This is a genomic window from Flavobacterium chuncheonense (assembly GCF_042686145.1).
Taxonomy (GTDB): Bacteria; Bacteroidota; Bacteroidia; order Flavobacteriales; family Flavobacteriaceae; genus Flavobacterium; species Flavobacterium chuncheonense.
Genome location: NZ_JBHUPC010000013.1, coordinates 584,884 through 599,872, shown reverse-complemented (window position 1 = coordinate 599,872; position 14,989 = coordinate 584,884). Strand labels below are relative to the sequence as shown.

Genomic DNA, 14,989 nt, shown 5'->3' with positions numbered 1-14,989 from the left:
GTCAGAAAATTAGGGAAATAATCTGAATAATAAGTCCTTTAATATCCATTTTTGTTACTATTTTTGCAAAAAATTATTTAGAATGTACAGAAGTCATAACTGTGGCGAATTAAATGCCTCACATATAAATTCAGAAGTAACCTTAGCGGGTTGGGTACAAAAAACCAGAGATAAAGGGTTCATGATTTGGGTTGACTTGCGTGACCGTTATGGTATTACGCAATTGATTTTGGATGAAGAAAGAACTCCAAAAGATGTTTTTGAAAAAGCAAAATCTTTAGGTAGAGAATTTGTCATTCAAGTAAAAGGAAACGTAATTGAACGCGAATCGAAAAACAAAAACATCGCTACAGGTGAAATTGAAATTTTAGTTACTGAACTAAACATTTTAAACCAAGCTGTAATTCCTCCATTTACCATTGAAGACGAAACAGATGGTGGAGAGGACATTCGTATGAAGTATCGTTATTTGGATATCAGAAGAAATCCAGTAAAAAACAACTTATTGTTCCGCCATAAAGTAAGTATGGAAGTTCGTAAATTCCTTTCGGAAGAAGGTTTTTGCGAAGTAGAAACACCTTATTTAATCAAATCAACTCCGGAAGGAGCTCGTGACTTCGTTGTACCGAGTCGTATGAATGAAGGACAATTTTATGCATTACCACAATCGCCTCAAACATTCAAACAATTGTTAATGGTAGGAGGTATGGATAAATATTTCCAAATTGTGAAATGTTTCCGCGATGAAGATTTACGTGCTGACCGTCAGCCTGAATTTACACAAATCGACTGTGAAATGGCTTTCGTGGAGCAAGAAGATATTTTAAACATTTTTGAAAATTTAACGCGTCATTTATTAAAAGAAATTAAAGGTGTAGAAGTAGAGAAATTCCCAAGAATTACTTACGACTACGCTATGAAAACTTACGGAAATGACAAACCAGATATTCGTTTTGATATGAAATTTGGTGAGTTAAATGCTGTAGCGCAACATAAAGACTTTGGCGTTTTCAACTCAGCGGAATTAGTAGTAGGTATTGCTGCACCAGGTTGCGCATCTTATTCTAGAAAAGAAATCGACGCTTTAATTGATTGGGTGAAACGTCCACAAGTAGGTGCTTCTGGAATGGTTTATGTAAAATGCGAAATGGACGGAACTTTCAAATCGTCTGTAGATAAATTTTACGATCAAGAGGATCTAAAAAAATGGGCAGAAGCAACAAACGCTAAAGCCGGAGATTTAATTTTAGTACTTTCAGGACCTGCTCACAAAACGCGTACACAGCTTTCAGCTTTACGTATGGAATTAGCCACTCGTTTAGGTTTACGTAAATCTGATGAGTTTGCTCCGTTATGGGTTGTAGATTTCCCACTTTTAGAATGGGATGAAGAAAGCGGTCGTTACCATGCAATGCATCACCCGTTTACTTCTCCAAAACCAGAAGATATTGCTTTAATTGAAACGGAACCTGGAAAAGTAAGAGCAAATGCTTACGACATGGTTTTAAACGGTAACGAAATTGGTGGTGGTTCTATTCGTATTCACGATAGAAACTTACAATCAAGAATGTTTGACTTGTTAGGTTTCAGTAAAGAAGAAGCAGAAGCGCAATTCGGATTCTTAATGAGTGCTTTTGAATTTGGCGCACCTCCACACGGTGGATTAGCATTTGGTTTAGACCGATTGGTATCTATCTTAGGAGGTCAAGAAACCATTCGTGATTTTATTGCATTTCCTAAAAACAATTCAGGACGAGATGTAATGATTGATGCTCCTGCAAAAATTGATGACAAACAATTAGACGAATTACACATCAAATTAAATTTACAATAATATTTTAGGGTTCTCAAAGAGAACCCTTTTTTTACCATAATTACAATGAAATACCTACTTCGATTACTTCTTTTTAGTTTTTTTGCGCTAGTTGCTTATGGTTATTATCTTAAAAACAACGGGATAGCAGGTGGTGATAAATGGGTTGGATTTGGAGTATTACTACTTACATTTGTTTTGATGCCACTATTTATTTTTCATAGATATCGTAAAAAAAATGTAAAAGATTACATCCTAAAAAACCAACAAAAGAAAGAGGAAAATACTGGTAATCAATAATTTTTTGACAAAAAAACTTTGTTGTGTTGTAAATAAGTTTATCTTTGGACATTATTAATTATTTTTTATTACAACATGCGAACAGGCACAGTTAAATTCTTCAATGAAGAAAAAGGTTACGGTTTCATCACTGATGAAGAAACTGGAAAAGACATTTTCGTACACGCAAGCGGGATGAGAGTTGAATCATTAACTCAAGGAGATAGAGTAAATTACGAAGAAGAAGAAGGAAGAAAAGGTAAAGTAGCTGCTCAAGTAGTAGTTATCGAAGACTAATACATATTATTTTTTGATTACCTAGAATGATTAAAGTCCTGCATTTGCAGGACTTTTTTTATTTTGACAATATTATACTTACTGCATTTCCACCAAAGCCTACTGCATTAATCATAACCCTTCGAATTGCCTTTGGTTGTTCTTGCTTAAAAAAAGGAATTGGAATAGCTTTTTGGTTTTGCAACATTAAAACGGCCAACTCCAAACTTAACAATCCTGAAGCTCCAAAAGTATGTCCTAATTTCCATTTGTTTGTGGTTAAAAAAGGCACTTCATCTCCAAATACTTTATGTATTGCATTAAGCTCCGATAAATCGCCTTTAATCGTTCCTGGCGCGTGCATAACGATAACATCAACTGAATCAAGATTTGCATTACGCAAAGCCATTGTCATCGATTTTTGAAAACATTCTGCATCAGATGATATCGAAATATTGTGTGTTAATACTTCTGTAGCATACCCTATTCCTAAAACATCTGCTAATGCCTTCCTCCCCTCGTCAATAATTTCTAATGCAACTACACTTGCTCCTTCTCCAAGTACCATTGTATTTTGATTTTTATCTAAATCGAAGGCCTTACAAGGGTATCTGTCTTTTTGTTTGGAATAGATATTAAGGGCTTGCATCTGGGCAATGGTAAATGGTGTCAAAGGCGCTTCTGAACCTCCAACTAAAAAACGATCAACCATTCCGGCTTGAATCCATGCTACACCATTTAAAAGCGCGTGTAATGCTGTCGAGCATGTAATAGAGTGCGAAATTTCAGGACCTGAGCTTTGTAAATCATTGGCGACCCATGTAGCAATATTCCCTAAAGTTGTCGTAGGTGAAGCTAGTGTACTTACTTTATTGGTCTCTAAAAATTCGGCATGGTATTTTTCAAATAGTTCCGTTGCGCCCCGAGAAGATCCAAAATTAATTCCAAATACCTCTCCTTTTTTCCATCCCGCTTGTTTAGCTGCTTGACGTGAAACGTATAATGCATATAAGACCGTCTTATCTAGATTCTTATATTTATTATCTGAGTTTTGAAGCATCTCAATCTCTTGAACAATACTTTCTGGCAACTTAGCTGTCCAAACTTTCTTATCTCCAATTTGGTTTTTAGTTATATACGAATTATTGTCGAGGTAAGCACCCCAAATGGCATCGTTTCCATTCCCTAATGCAGAGATAGACGATAATGCGGTTATGGAAATTCTTTTATTCAAAAGTCTTTTTTCTTAGTGTTACAAATATAGCTTTAGATTGACACTCACAAAATTAAACCATCTCTAATGCCTGCTCAATTGTACTATACACTTTTTCAAGTTGTACATCAGAAACAATATAGGGTGGCAAAATATAAATAATATTTCCTACAGGACGCATAATAATCCCATTCGCAATAAAAAAGGCATATAGCGTATTGCGTAGCTCCCCATAATAATCGTGTTTGCCTTCAACTTTTATTTCTAATGCAAAAATCACGCCGAGCACTCTGGTACAAGCTACTTTAGGATGACTTTTAATACGCTCTGAAAAGGCTAAATGTTGTTGATGCACCTGTTGAATATTTTGTTGTATTTCTTCGGTTTCTAAAAGCGAGATAGATGCCAATGCTGCAGCGCAACCCGTAGGATTTGCCGTAAAGGTATGTCCGTGAAATAAAGCTTTATTGGTATCCGAATCGTAAAAACCATCAAAAATAGTTTGAGTAAAAGAAGTAACTGCCATAGGAATTGTTCCCCCAGTTAAGGCTTTGGATAAACACATCATATCCGGCTGTTCGTTTAAGTAATCGCAAGCGAAATTTTTACCCGTTTTCCCAAAACCAGTCATCACTTCATCCGCTATAGTAAAAACCTGATTTACTTTTGCAATTTCAAGTAATTCATTTAAAACTTCAGGCTCATACATAATCATACCCGCAGCTCCTTGTACCAAGGGTTCAAAAATAAAGGCAGCATATTCATTGGTTGCAACCAAATCCCTAAACAATTGTTTTGATTTTTCTTCATTCCCTTTAGTGGGAACAGGTATTCGCACTACTTCTAATAAAGATCCTTTAAAAGCATCCGTAAAAAAGGAAATTCCACTAGCAGCCATAGCACCAAAAGTATCGCCGTGAAAAGCATTTTCAAAAGCTATAATTTTAATTCGTTTCTCTCCCTTATTATAAAAAAACTGTAATGCTGCTTTAATCGCTACTTCCACTGCTGTCGAACCATTATCAGAATAAAAAAACTTATTTTGATTGGAAGGTAAAATTTGCGATAGCTTTTCAGAAAGTTGAATCACAGGTTCATGTGTGAAACCTCCAAAAAGCACATGTTCTAAAGTAGTCAATTGCTTGTAAATAGCATTAGCAATAAATGCGTTACTATGACCAAATGGATTTACCCACCATGAAGCAATGGCATCAATATATTCTTTACCATTTTCATCCCATAATAAAGCACCTTCACCTTTTACTATTACGGGGTGTGGAAAACTATTTTTATGCTGTGTATAAGGATGCCAATTGTATAAAGTATCTTTTTCGGATAATGTCATTCTTTTGATTTTATAGTTTTGAAAGTGCCGTTTGAAACAATTCAGCATAGTAACGGATTACATTCTGATCAAAATAAGGTTCGTTATCAATACGACCAATCATTTGCAAACCTGTTTTGGAAAGAATTATCTCCTCCGTAGCTTTATTTTCATCTCCATTAAAAATTATTCCAGCTATTTTGATTCCTCTATTTTGAAGCACATCAATAGTCAACAAAGTATGATTAATACTTCCTAAATAATGACGCGATACTACAATAACCTTATAATCAGGTTGGATTAAATCCATAATTGTATCGGTATTATTCAACGGAACAAAAATTCCACCAGCACCTTCTATCACCAAATGATTTTCTGTTTCGGGTGTTATAATTTTATCCAATTCAATAGTTACATTATCTAATTCAGCAGCCAAATGAGGACTAGCAGGTGTCTGCAAAGCATAACTGTTTGAATGAAAAACTGTCTTTGAATTAGAAATGTATTTTTTGATTTTATGTGCATCGGAATTATCCAAATCTCCAGCTTGTACTGGCTTCCAATAATCTGCTTCTAAAGCCTCAGTAACAATGGCAGATGCAATCGTTTTTCCAACATCGGTACCGATACCTGTAATAAAAAGTTTCATTTATTTTTCATTTTCGAATTGATGCCCACAAGCATCACATTTGTATTTTCTTTTAATATAAAAAGGGAGCACTACTAACATTAAGGCAAATAACATAGAGAAAAACGATTTAGCATCATCAACTATAGTTAATAATTGTACTTCATTGGCTTTACAGTTTGGACAAGCGATTAAACTCCCATTATCACTCATTGCAAATTTTGGAATTTCTCCTAAAATACTTAATGCCTTTTCGTAATCATCATATTCAACATACAACTTTACACCTCCAATTGCATTACTAACTAATGGATCAGTATCTATTGTCAGATTATCACGCATATAGACAGAAATGCCTTCTGACTCTAATTTCCCTTTGAAAATTATTGCTTCAGATGAATACTGATATGTTGCTACTTTCTTAAACTTTTCTAATGTCATATAATTTACTTATTTACAAATGTCGCGAACTCTAAATAAATCTGTGTTATTTTAAAGTCAACTAGTAATCTTTTGAAGTAATTCAAGTACACTCATTATTTCACTCTTTGTATTGTAACTGTGCAAACAAAAGCGCAATCGTTCTTCCCCTTCTGGAACTGTTGGCGACAAAATGGGTTTTACATTAAACCCATTTTCATTAAGAAAATGAGCTGTTTGTTTTACCTTATCATTACTCGGAATGACTACCGATTTAATGGACGATTCAAAAAGAAAATTTGGCATTAGTGTATTGAAATAAACAGTGTTTTCATGTAATTCCTTAATAGCATCTTGACTAATATTCAACTGCTGATAGGCAACTAGAATAGTTGCAACCGCATGAGGTGAAAGCGCTGTTGTATAAATTAAACTTCTCGAAAAATTTACCAAATACGACTTTAATTCATGACTTCCCAAAATGGCTGCACCATGACAACCTAACCCCTTACCAAAAGTCATTATACGAGCAAAGACCTTATCTTGTAACTGATGTTTTTGCACTAATCCTTCTCCATTTTCTCCAAAAACACCTAAGGCATGTGCTTCATCTATTACTAAAAGTGCACTGAATTTTTCAGCTAGGACAACTAACATTTCCATATGAGGTGAATCGCCATCCATGGAAAAAACACTTTCGGTTACTATATAGATTTGAGCATTACTAGTCGCAAACTTCAATAGTAACTGCTCTAGATCGATTAAATCATTATGTTTAAACTTATAGCCTTTTGCCAAACTCATATGAATACCATCTCGTATAGAAGCGTGACTTAATTCATCGTACAATATAATATCGTTTCGCTGCGGCACTGCACTGAAAAAGCCAACATTCGCATCATACCCCGAATTAAAAATTAAAGCACTTTCCGTTTTATGAAAATTGGATATATAATTTTCCGTTTCGGCATACAACTCGTGATTACCTGATAGCAAACGCGAGCCGGTAGCACCATTCTGAGTCAACTTACGCGACACCAATTCTTCGTGAACCCTATTAAAAATAACTTCGTTTTTGGAAAAGCCCAAGTAATCATTTGTCGCAAAATCTATCAATTGACTTTGAGGTTGAAGTACTCGCAAAGCATTGTTCAATTGCCGTGTTTGGAGTTTATCGTATAATGCCTTTGGAAATTTCATAAATCTGAATTATCTATCCATTTAGAAGAGCCCGATGTTTTATCTAATAAGTCTACTTTAACTTGTTTACAAAGTAATGTAGCATATAATAATGCTTTCTCTTTTTTATAAAAACTTAAAATATTAAGATGTCTATTTCCTTGGTACCAAATTGTCACAGTGTACGAAAAATTAGATTTATTTAATGCTACATATTCAAATTCTATCGCATCTACAACTTTAACTTTTTTATAAAAAACAATCTTTTGCGTTGTAAAAATCTGATTCTTTTTCAAATCCAATTCAACAACATTAACTTCTGAAATATTTATTGCTGGCACTAGAAACATAAATAAAGCCGTGACAAAAGCAGGAGTCATTCCAAAAGTCTTTTCATTAATACCTAAGCTGTAAAAAATAAATAGCATTAATAAAACTACCATAACCACTAAAGTATACATTATGGCTGCCATAATAGATTCTAAGATACTCAAAGTATCATCATATAAAACTATTCTTTCCCTATTAATATCCTTATTCATACTTCAAAAATAAAAAAGTCCTGCAATTGCAGGACTTTTTTATTGAAACTGATACTGTAATCCAAAAAGAATATTTCCTTTAGGCATTGGTATCATACTAGTTTCCGAATATTCTGCATTAAAAATATTATTAGCATATACCGATAATGCAAAATTATTGATAGTGTAAGTCGCGCTAACATCATAAATATTATAGCTAATACCTGAAGTACGTTCCACATAACGATATGCAAAAGTATTTGTCAAATTCTTAAACAATTGCATTGAATAAGTCCCAACCACTTGATGTTTCATTGAATTAATAGAATATCTTGATTCTACAACTGGAGATTTTTTAATTTCATCATCTAAAAACGTATAGCCAATATGGATATTTTGTGGCAAACTTAACATGGTAAACTTGTAATCCAACTGCGATTCAAAACCTTTTGTACTCACATCTTGAACGTTTAATGGCACAAAAACTGTATCCGATGGATTCACTCGCACATAATCGATTAAGTTTTTTGAATCACGATTAAAACCAACCAATGAAAAATCAAAACGGTTTGAATGGTATTTAATTCCTACTTCTTCCGAAACTGCTTCTTCAGCCTGTAGGTTTTCATTACCAATTGCTTGTGGTCCTATGTAGTATAAATCCGTATAAGTTGGCACACGATACGTATAACCGATATTACCATAAACTCTTATTTTATCGTTTACTTTTACTCCAATATCCATTCCAGGAAAAAACTTATTATCGAAATCTGAAAAATAAGAAGCCGCAATTCCAGGAGTAACATCTACTACTTGATTGAAAAATTGAAAACGCTGTTCTAAAAACAATGAACCTATCTCTCTTTGGTTATCTCCTAAACGATTACTGCCGATATAATATTTTGAAAACTCTACACCAAATCCAGTAATACCAAGACTTGAAGTATACGATCCATTTAATTCAGCAGCAATTTTATTGGTAATATGAACATTTCTATAAATTGAAGGATTACTTCTGATGTAGATGTATTCATCTTCATTACGTCTCCAGTACAATCTAGGTTTCCAAGTAAATTTACCATTCTTAATTGTTGTTGAAAAACCTACCAAACTCGCCTGTGTTTCTTCATACTGTTGTGTTGCAGTTGGTATACCATAAAAACCATTCGCGCCAAATTTACGGTCATTATACACTGCAATAAAGTTGATTGGTAAAGCCTTTTTATTAAACTGACTTTTTACAAAAAATGCATTGTTATCAAAATCGGTGTTTTCACGATATCCATTCGAAAAATTTTTACCAATATGCACAATATGACTACTTGACTCCATAGTAACAGACGCAGTAGCTTCTGCTTTAAACTGATGAAAAGAACCACCTTGAACTTTCATCACAACAGAATTTTCTGGAGTATCTTTGGTTACAATATTAACAGCTCCCGTAAAAGCATTTTGTCCAAAAATACGAGAAGCCGGTCCTTTAATAATTTCAATACGTTTGATTACAGAAATCGGCAAAGAAAGATTCATTGTATGATGACCCGTTTGTACATCTTCCACCTTAATACCATCAATTAACAATAATGTTTGATCAAAACTCCCTCCACGAATGTATAAGTCGGATTGCATACCCTCAATTCCTTGTCTTCGCACATCAATACCCGCTACTTTCTGAAGTGCATCCGCGACATTGGTAACCCCTAACTTTTTAATATCCTCCGCAGTTACAATTTTAATGGTACGCGAATTTTCTTTAAACGGAATATCAATACGACTTGATGATATTACTACTTCATTTAAAGTATCCATTTTCACAGGCTCCTGAGCATTTACTTTTAAAGCTGATAAGCCTAACAGTAATAAAACTCCAATCTTTTTCATTTATATAAATTTAATTCATTTTAGAATTGCAAAAATCGTAACTTTCCGGCCTATTAAAATAGTCCGCTTTGAAAGATGTAGATAGTCCGGTTGTTTTGGTTTTAAAAAACATCATTCAGTATCAAAAAAATACTGAAAATGCCGTATATATTCAAATTTCACAACAAATTATAAATGCTATTCAACGAGGAATTATTGACAAAGGAGCCGTGTTGCCCGGAACACGTATTTTAAGCCAATCATTAAAAATTCATCGCAATACAGCGGTTGCGGTATATGAAGAGTTGGCATCACAAGGTTGGGTTGAAATTATTCCTAATAAAGGTACCTATGTACTATTTCCAAAACCTAAAACAGCAAACATTAAGGCTATTCATGGAAATATCGATTTAGTAAACGAATATGCTAAAACAACAGGGTTCACTTTTCAAACTTCTTTTCACTTGGCTCCAATTGACGAACCCAATACTGCTAGTTTAAGTATCAACGACGGACAACCCGATCTGAGATTACATCCTGTACATCAATTTTCAAAATGGTATAGTGCTTCGATGAAAAAGAAAAATCTAATTGCCAAATGGAACAAAACAAACTCATACTCTAATTTTGAAGTACAGTTAGCTAATTATCTGAATGCTACACGTGGTTTTAAGATAAACCCCAATAATATAATGAACACACGAAGCACAGAGATGAGTTTATATATTATATCGCAATTGTTATTAAAAAGAGATGATATCGTTTTAGTTGGTGATTTGAGTAATTATGCAGCCAACATGATTTTTCAGCAAGTTGGTTCGAAAATTAAAACCATAAAATCAGATGAGTTTGGTTTAAATGTGGAACAAATTGAAAAATTTTGTAAAAAAGAAAAAATAAGATGTGTTTATGTGAGTCCCAACAGAGACTACCCTACAACATATGCCTTAAGCCCTAAAAGGAGACTACATTTACTAAAATTAGCAAAGCAATACAAATTTGCTATAATTGAAGATGATTTTGATTATGATTTCCAATTTGAAGGAACTTCAAAACTACCTTTAGCTTGTTCCGATACAAATGGTCAAGTAATCTATCTAGGAAAATTAGGCCAGTCACTCTTTCCAAGCTTTCAGACTGGTTTTGTGGTTGCTCCAGAGAATTTGATTGTTGAAGCTAAAAATTACTTGCAAATTCTCGATAAACAAGGCGACTTAATTCAGGAACAAATGCTCTCGGAATTAATTTACGAAGGTGAAATTCATCGCTTAATTAAAAAAAACATCCTGATTTACCAAAAACGTCTTGACTATTTATGCCATCTGTTAGACCAATATTTTAAAGGAATAATAACCTATAGAAAACCTAACGGAGGTCTTGCTATTTGGCTAGAGTTTGCTCACAAAATTTCATTAATAAAATTAGCTAAAGAAGCTGCAAATTTAAACCTACATTTACCCCAAAAGATCTTGTATCAAAATAAAAATATTTGCGCTATTAGATTTGGGTATGGACAATTAAATGAAAACGATTTAGAAATTGCCCTTCAAAAATTAAAGGAAGCTTACACAAAAATTTTACAATAAAAAAAGCCCTACAAATTGTAGGACTTTTTGATATTATTTCTTTGTATTAATCTGCTAATACAATTACTTTATTATCTTTCATTTCGATAGTACCTGAATTAATCGGTAACCAAAATGTTTGCTCATTAACTTTATTGAATTTAGAAACAAATTCTTTCTGAATTTTAATGTTTTGAGCATTTATTTTAACGTTCCCTTTTACCAACAACGACACAATAGGCGCGTGATTGTTTAACATTTGGAACTCACCATTCACTCCTGGAACTGCTACTGATGTAACTTCTCCTTTAAACAATGTTGCTTCTGGTGATACTATTTCTAAAATCATAATTTTAATTAATTGATAATTGATAATTAATAATTACCAATTGAATTATGCTTCTGCTAACATTTTTTCTCCAGCTTCGATAGCCTCTTCAATAGAACCTTTAAGGTTAAACGCTGCTTCTGGTAAGTGGTCTAATTCACCATCCATAATCATGTTAAATCCTTTGATAGTTTCTTTAATATCTACTAATACCCCAGGGATACCTGTAAACTGCTCTGCTACGTGGAATGGCTGAGATAAGAAACGTTGAACACGACGCGCTCTTGATACAACTAATTTGTCATCTTCAGACAACTCTTCCATACCAAGAATCGCGATAATATCTTGTAATTCTTTATAACGTTGTAAAATTTCTTTTACTCTTTGAGCACAACCATAGTGATCTTTACCTAAAATTTCTGGAGTTAAGATACGAGAAGTAGAATCCAATGGATCTACCGCTGGATAAATACCTAACTCAGCAATTTTACGAGACAATACAGTTGTTGCATCTAAGTGAGCAAACGTAGTTGCTGGTGCAGGGTCAGTTAAGTCATCCGCAGGTACGTAAACCGCTTGTACAGATGTAATAGATCCTGTTTTTGTAGAAGTAATACGCTCTTGCATCGCACCCATCTCTGTTGCTAATGTAGGTTGGTAACCTACCGCAGATGGCATACGCCCTAATAACGCAGATACCTCAGATCCAGCTTGTGTAAAACGGAAGATGTTATCAACGAAGAAAAGTACATCTTTCCCCTGTCCGTCTCCTGCTCCATCACGGAAATACTCAGCAATTGTCAAACCAGATAAAGCTACACGAGCACGTGCTCCAGGTGGCTCATTCATCTGTCCGAATACGAAAGTTGCTTTAGAATCTTTCATTCCTTCTTTATCAACTTTTGATAAATCCCATCCTCCATTTTCCATAGAGTGCATGAAATCGTCACCATATTTGATAATTCCAGATTCTAACATCTCTCTTAAAAGGTCATTTCCTTCACGTGTTCTTTCACCTACTCCTGCGAATACAGAAAGTCCACCGTGACCTTTTGCGATATTGTTAATCAACTCCTGAATCAATACTGTTTTACCTACTCCGGCACCACCAAACAATCCAATTTTACCTCCTTTTGCGTAAGGCTCAATTAAGTCGATTACTTTAATTCCTGTAAATAAAACTTCAGTAGAAGTTGATAAATCTTCAAATTTTGGAGCTGGTCTGTGGATTGGTAAACCATTTGATCCGTCTTTAGGTAAATCACCTAAACCATCAATTGCATCACCAATTACATTAAATAAACGGCCAAATACTTCTTGACCAATTGGCATTTGAATCGCACTTCCAGAAGCAATTACTTCTTGTCCTCTAGATAAACCGTCTGTAGAATCCATAGAGATTGTACGAACAGTATCTTCACCAATGTGAGATTGTACTTCTAATACTAATTTAGTTCCGTCTGCTTTAACGATCTCTAATGAGTCATAAATTTTTGGAAGCTCAGCATTTTCAGTGTTAAATACCACGTCAACAACTGGTCCGATAATTTTTGCAACTTTTCCTGTAACTTTAGACATTGCTTATGTATTTATTTAGTAGCTATTTAAGTATTGAAAAACACTTCTATTTTTCAGAGTGCAAAGATAGTTTTTTTGAAAACACTTTTGCAATTAAATTTCTGATTTTTTTAAAATAAAAAAGCGAAAGATTAAATTTTCGCTTTTTTTGATACTATTCTACGGTAACAGATTTAGCCAAATTACGAGGCTGATCTACATTACATCCACGCATAACCGCTATGTGATACGACAATAACTGCAAAGGTATCGTCGTTAATAATGGTGTCAACGCCTCATTTGCTTCTGGAATTTCAATCACATGATCTGCTAATTCCTTTACTTGTACATCACCTTTTGTTACTATGGCAATAATTTTTCCGCTACGCGATTTAATTTCTTGTATATTACTTACCACTTTATCATAATGTCCTTTGTTTGGAGCAATTACAACAACAGGCATTGACTCATCAATCAATGCGATTGGACCGTGTTTCATTTCAGCAGCTGGATAACCTTCTGCATGTATATATGAAATTTCTTTTAATTTCAATGCTCCTTCTAATGCAACAGGAAAATTATAACCTCTTCCTAAATACAAACAATTCGTAGCATCTTTATAAATTGCCGCTACTTGCTCCGCTACTACATTACACTCTAAAGCTTCCTGAACCTTTGATGGAATCAATTCTAATTCATGAAGGTAACGTTGATAATCTGAAACAGACATTGTTCCATTAGCCTTAGCTAAACGCAAAGCAATAAGCGTCAAAATAGTAATTTGTGTTGTAAAAGCTTTTGTAGAAGCAACACCAATTTCTGGCCCTGCATGCGTATAAGCCCCCGCGTGTGTCTCTCTAGAAATAGATGAACCTACCACATTACAAACCCCAAAAACAAAAGCTCCATTTTCTTTAGCTAATTTAATAGCCGCCAAAGTATCAGCTGTTTCGCCAGATTGTGATATCGCAATGACAACATCATTTTTATTAATAATTGGATTTCTATAACGGAATTCTGAAGCGTATTCCACTTCAACTGGAATACGAGCAAACTCCTCAATTACATATTCCGCTACTAAACCAGCATGCCAAGATGTTCCACATGCCACTATAATAATACGATCGGCATTTAAGAATTTTTCCAAATTATCTTCGACACCCGCCATTTGAATAATTCCCTTATCAGCTAACAAACGCCCTCTGTAAGTGTCTTTTATTGCATTTGGCTGTTCGTATATCTCTTTCAACATAAAATGCTCATACCCTCCTTTTTCAATTTGCTCAAGGTTCATTTGCAATTCTTGAACATAAGGAATCACTTCAGCATCATCTTTGATTTTATGCACTTTCATTGGTTTATGAAGACGCACAATTGCCATTTCTTCATCTTCCAAATAAACAGCATTTGAAGTATACTCAATAAAAGGAGAAGCATCAGAAGCAATAAAGAACTCATCCTCCCCAATACCAATTGCCAAAGGAGAACCCAAACGCGCCACCACTATTTCATTTGGCTTCGATTTATCAAAAACCGCAATAGCATATGCACCTACAACTTGATTCAAAGCAATTTGTACCGCCTTACCCAACTTGCATTTTTCAACCTTTTTTACGTCCTCAATCAAGTTTACCAAAACTTCTGTATCTGTATCAGAAGTAAATGTATACCCTCTTTTGATTAACTCTTTCTTAATCGGCTCATAATTCTCAATAATTCCATTATGAATAATTACAAGCTCTCCAGAATTTGAATAATGTGGATGAGAATTTACATCATTTGGCACACCATGTGTAGCCCAACGTGTATGTCCTAATCCTATATTTCCTGATTTTGTACTTTCTATTTCCGCAATAACTTCTAAATCCGAAACTTTACCTTTAGTTTTAGAAAGCTTTAAATCTTTACCATCATACAAAACGATACCCGCACTATCATACCCACGGTACTCTAATCTTTTAAGTCCTTTTATTAGGACTGGATACGCTTCCCTATGACCTATATAACCTACAATTCCACACATATA

General features: G+C 34.2%; 14 protein-coding genes. 4 read left to right on the top strand and 10 right to left on the bottom strand.

From position 1 onward, the window contains the following. Positions 1 to 82: 82 nt before the first annotated feature. The 3 genes from aspS to ACFS5J_RS10230 all read left to right on the top strand — a co-directional run bounded on the left by aspS (position 83) and on the right by ACFS5J_RS10230 (position 2,389). Positions 83 to 1,834, top strand: a complete 1,752-nt coding sequence (aspS, locus tag ACFS5J_RS10240) for an aspartate--tRNA ligase (RefSeq protein ID WP_379812046.1) — start codon at positions 83 to 85, stop codon at positions 1,832 to 1,834. Positions 1,835 to 1,879: 45 nt separating this feature from the next. Beyond that, positions 1,880 to 2,113, top strand: a complete 234-nt coding sequence (locus ACFS5J_RS10235) for a hypothetical protein (protein ID WP_379812045.1) — start codon at positions 1,880 to 1,882, stop codon at positions 2,111 to 2,113. 75 nt (positions 2,114 to 2,188) lie between these two features. Continuing rightward, the gene (locus ACFS5J_RS10230; protein WP_379812044.1) at positions 2,189 to 2,389 is read left to right on the top strand and encodes a cold-shock protein; all 201 of its coding nucleotides are present in this window, start codon (positions 2,189 to 2,191) and stop codon (positions 2,387 to 2,389) included. 58 nt (positions 2,390 to 2,447) lie between these two features. On the opposite strand, the gene ACFS5J_RS10225 is transcribed toward ACFS5J_RS10230, so the two are convergent. The 7 genes from ACFS5J_RS10225 to ACFS5J_RS10195 are packed head-to-tail and all read right to left on the bottom strand — an operon-like array spanning position 2,448 to position 9,534. Further along, entirely contained in the window at positions 2,448 to 3,602 is a 1,155-nt protein-coding gene (locus ACFS5J_RS10225; protein WP_379812043.1) for a beta-ketoacyl synthase N-terminal-like domain-containing protein, read from the bottom strand. Between the two features lie 52 nt (positions 3,603 to 3,654). Beyond that, positions 3,655 to 4,926, bottom strand: coding sequence for an adenosylmethionine--8-amino-7-oxononanoate transaminase (bioA, locus tag ACFS5J_RS10220; RefSeq protein WP_379812042.1), 1,272 nt, complete (start codon positions 4,924 to 4,926; stop codon positions 3,655 to 3,657). A gap of 10 nt (positions 4,927 to 4,936) precedes the next feature. Then, a complete protein-coding gene (bioD, locus tag ACFS5J_RS10215) occupies positions 4,937 to 5,554 on the bottom strand; it encodes a dethiobiotin synthase (RefSeq protein ID WP_379812041.1) in 618 nt (205 codons plus the stop codon). Then, on the bottom strand, positions 5,555 to 5,974 hold the full coding sequence (locus ACFS5J_RS10210) for a DUF2007 domain-containing protein (protein WP_379812040.1): 420 nt from the start codon (positions 5,972 to 5,974) through the stop codon (positions 5,555 to 5,557). A gap of 57 nt (positions 5,975 to 6,031) precedes the next feature. After that, a complete protein-coding gene (locus ACFS5J_RS10205; protein ID WP_379812039.1) occupies positions 6,032 to 7,153 on the bottom strand; it encodes an aminotransferase class I/II-fold pyridoxal phosphate-dependent enzyme in 1,122 nt (373 codons plus the stop codon). After that, complete coding sequence (locus tag ACFS5J_RS10200) at positions 7,150 to 7,674, bottom strand: hypothetical protein (RefSeq protein ID WP_379812037.1); 525 nt, start codon at positions 7,672 to 7,674, stop codon at positions 7,150 to 7,152. The genes ACFS5J_RS10205 and ACFS5J_RS10200 overlap by 4 nt, the downstream gene beginning before the upstream one ends. A 39-nt stretch (positions 7,675 to 7,713) precedes the next feature. Beyond that, positions 7,714 to 9,534: a TonB-dependent receptor plug domain-containing protein gene (locus tag ACFS5J_RS10195; protein WP_379812036.1), complete on the bottom strand. Its 1,821-nt coding sequence runs from the start codon at positions 9,532 to 9,534 to the stop codon at positions 7,714 to 7,716. A gap of 68 nt (positions 9,535 to 9,602) precedes the next feature. Here ACFS5J_RS10195 and ACFS5J_RS10190 point away from each other — a divergent pair, with 68 nt between their 5' ends. Then, positions 9,603 to 11,099 carry an aminotransferase-like domain-containing protein gene (locus tag ACFS5J_RS10190; RefSeq protein ID WP_379812034.1) on the top strand — a complete coding sequence of 499 codons (1,497 nt, stop codon included), beginning with the start codon at positions 9,603 to 9,605 and terminating at the stop codon, positions 11,097 to 11,099. Between the two features lie 46 nt (positions 11,100 to 11,145). Here the strand turns inward: ACFS5J_RS10190 and ACFS5J_RS10185 are convergent, their stop codons facing one another. The 3 genes from ACFS5J_RS10185 to glmS all read right to left on the bottom strand — a co-directional run bounded on the left by ACFS5J_RS10185 (position 11,146) and on the right by glmS (position 14,986). Beyond that, a complete protein-coding gene (locus ACFS5J_RS10185; protein WP_379812032.1) occupies positions 11,146 to 11,427 on the bottom strand; it encodes a F0F1 ATP synthase subunit epsilon in 282 nt (93 codons plus the stop codon). A gap of 45 nt (positions 11,428 to 11,472) precedes the next feature. Continuing rightward, positions 11,473 to 12,984 carry a F0F1 ATP synthase subunit beta gene (atpD, locus tag ACFS5J_RS10180; RefSeq protein ID WP_379812031.1) on the bottom strand — a complete coding sequence of 504 codons (1,512 nt, stop codon included), beginning with the start codon at positions 12,982 to 12,984 and terminating at the stop codon, positions 11,473 to 11,475. 154 nt (positions 12,985 to 13,138) lie between these two features. After that, positions 13,139 to 14,986: a glutamine--fructose-6-phosphate transaminase (isomerizing) gene (gene glmS / locus ACFS5J_RS10175; RefSeq protein WP_379812030.1), complete on the bottom strand. Its 1,848-nt coding sequence runs from the start codon at positions 14,984 to 14,986 to the stop codon at positions 13,139 to 13,141. Positions 14,987 to 14,989: the final 3 nt, after the last annotated feature.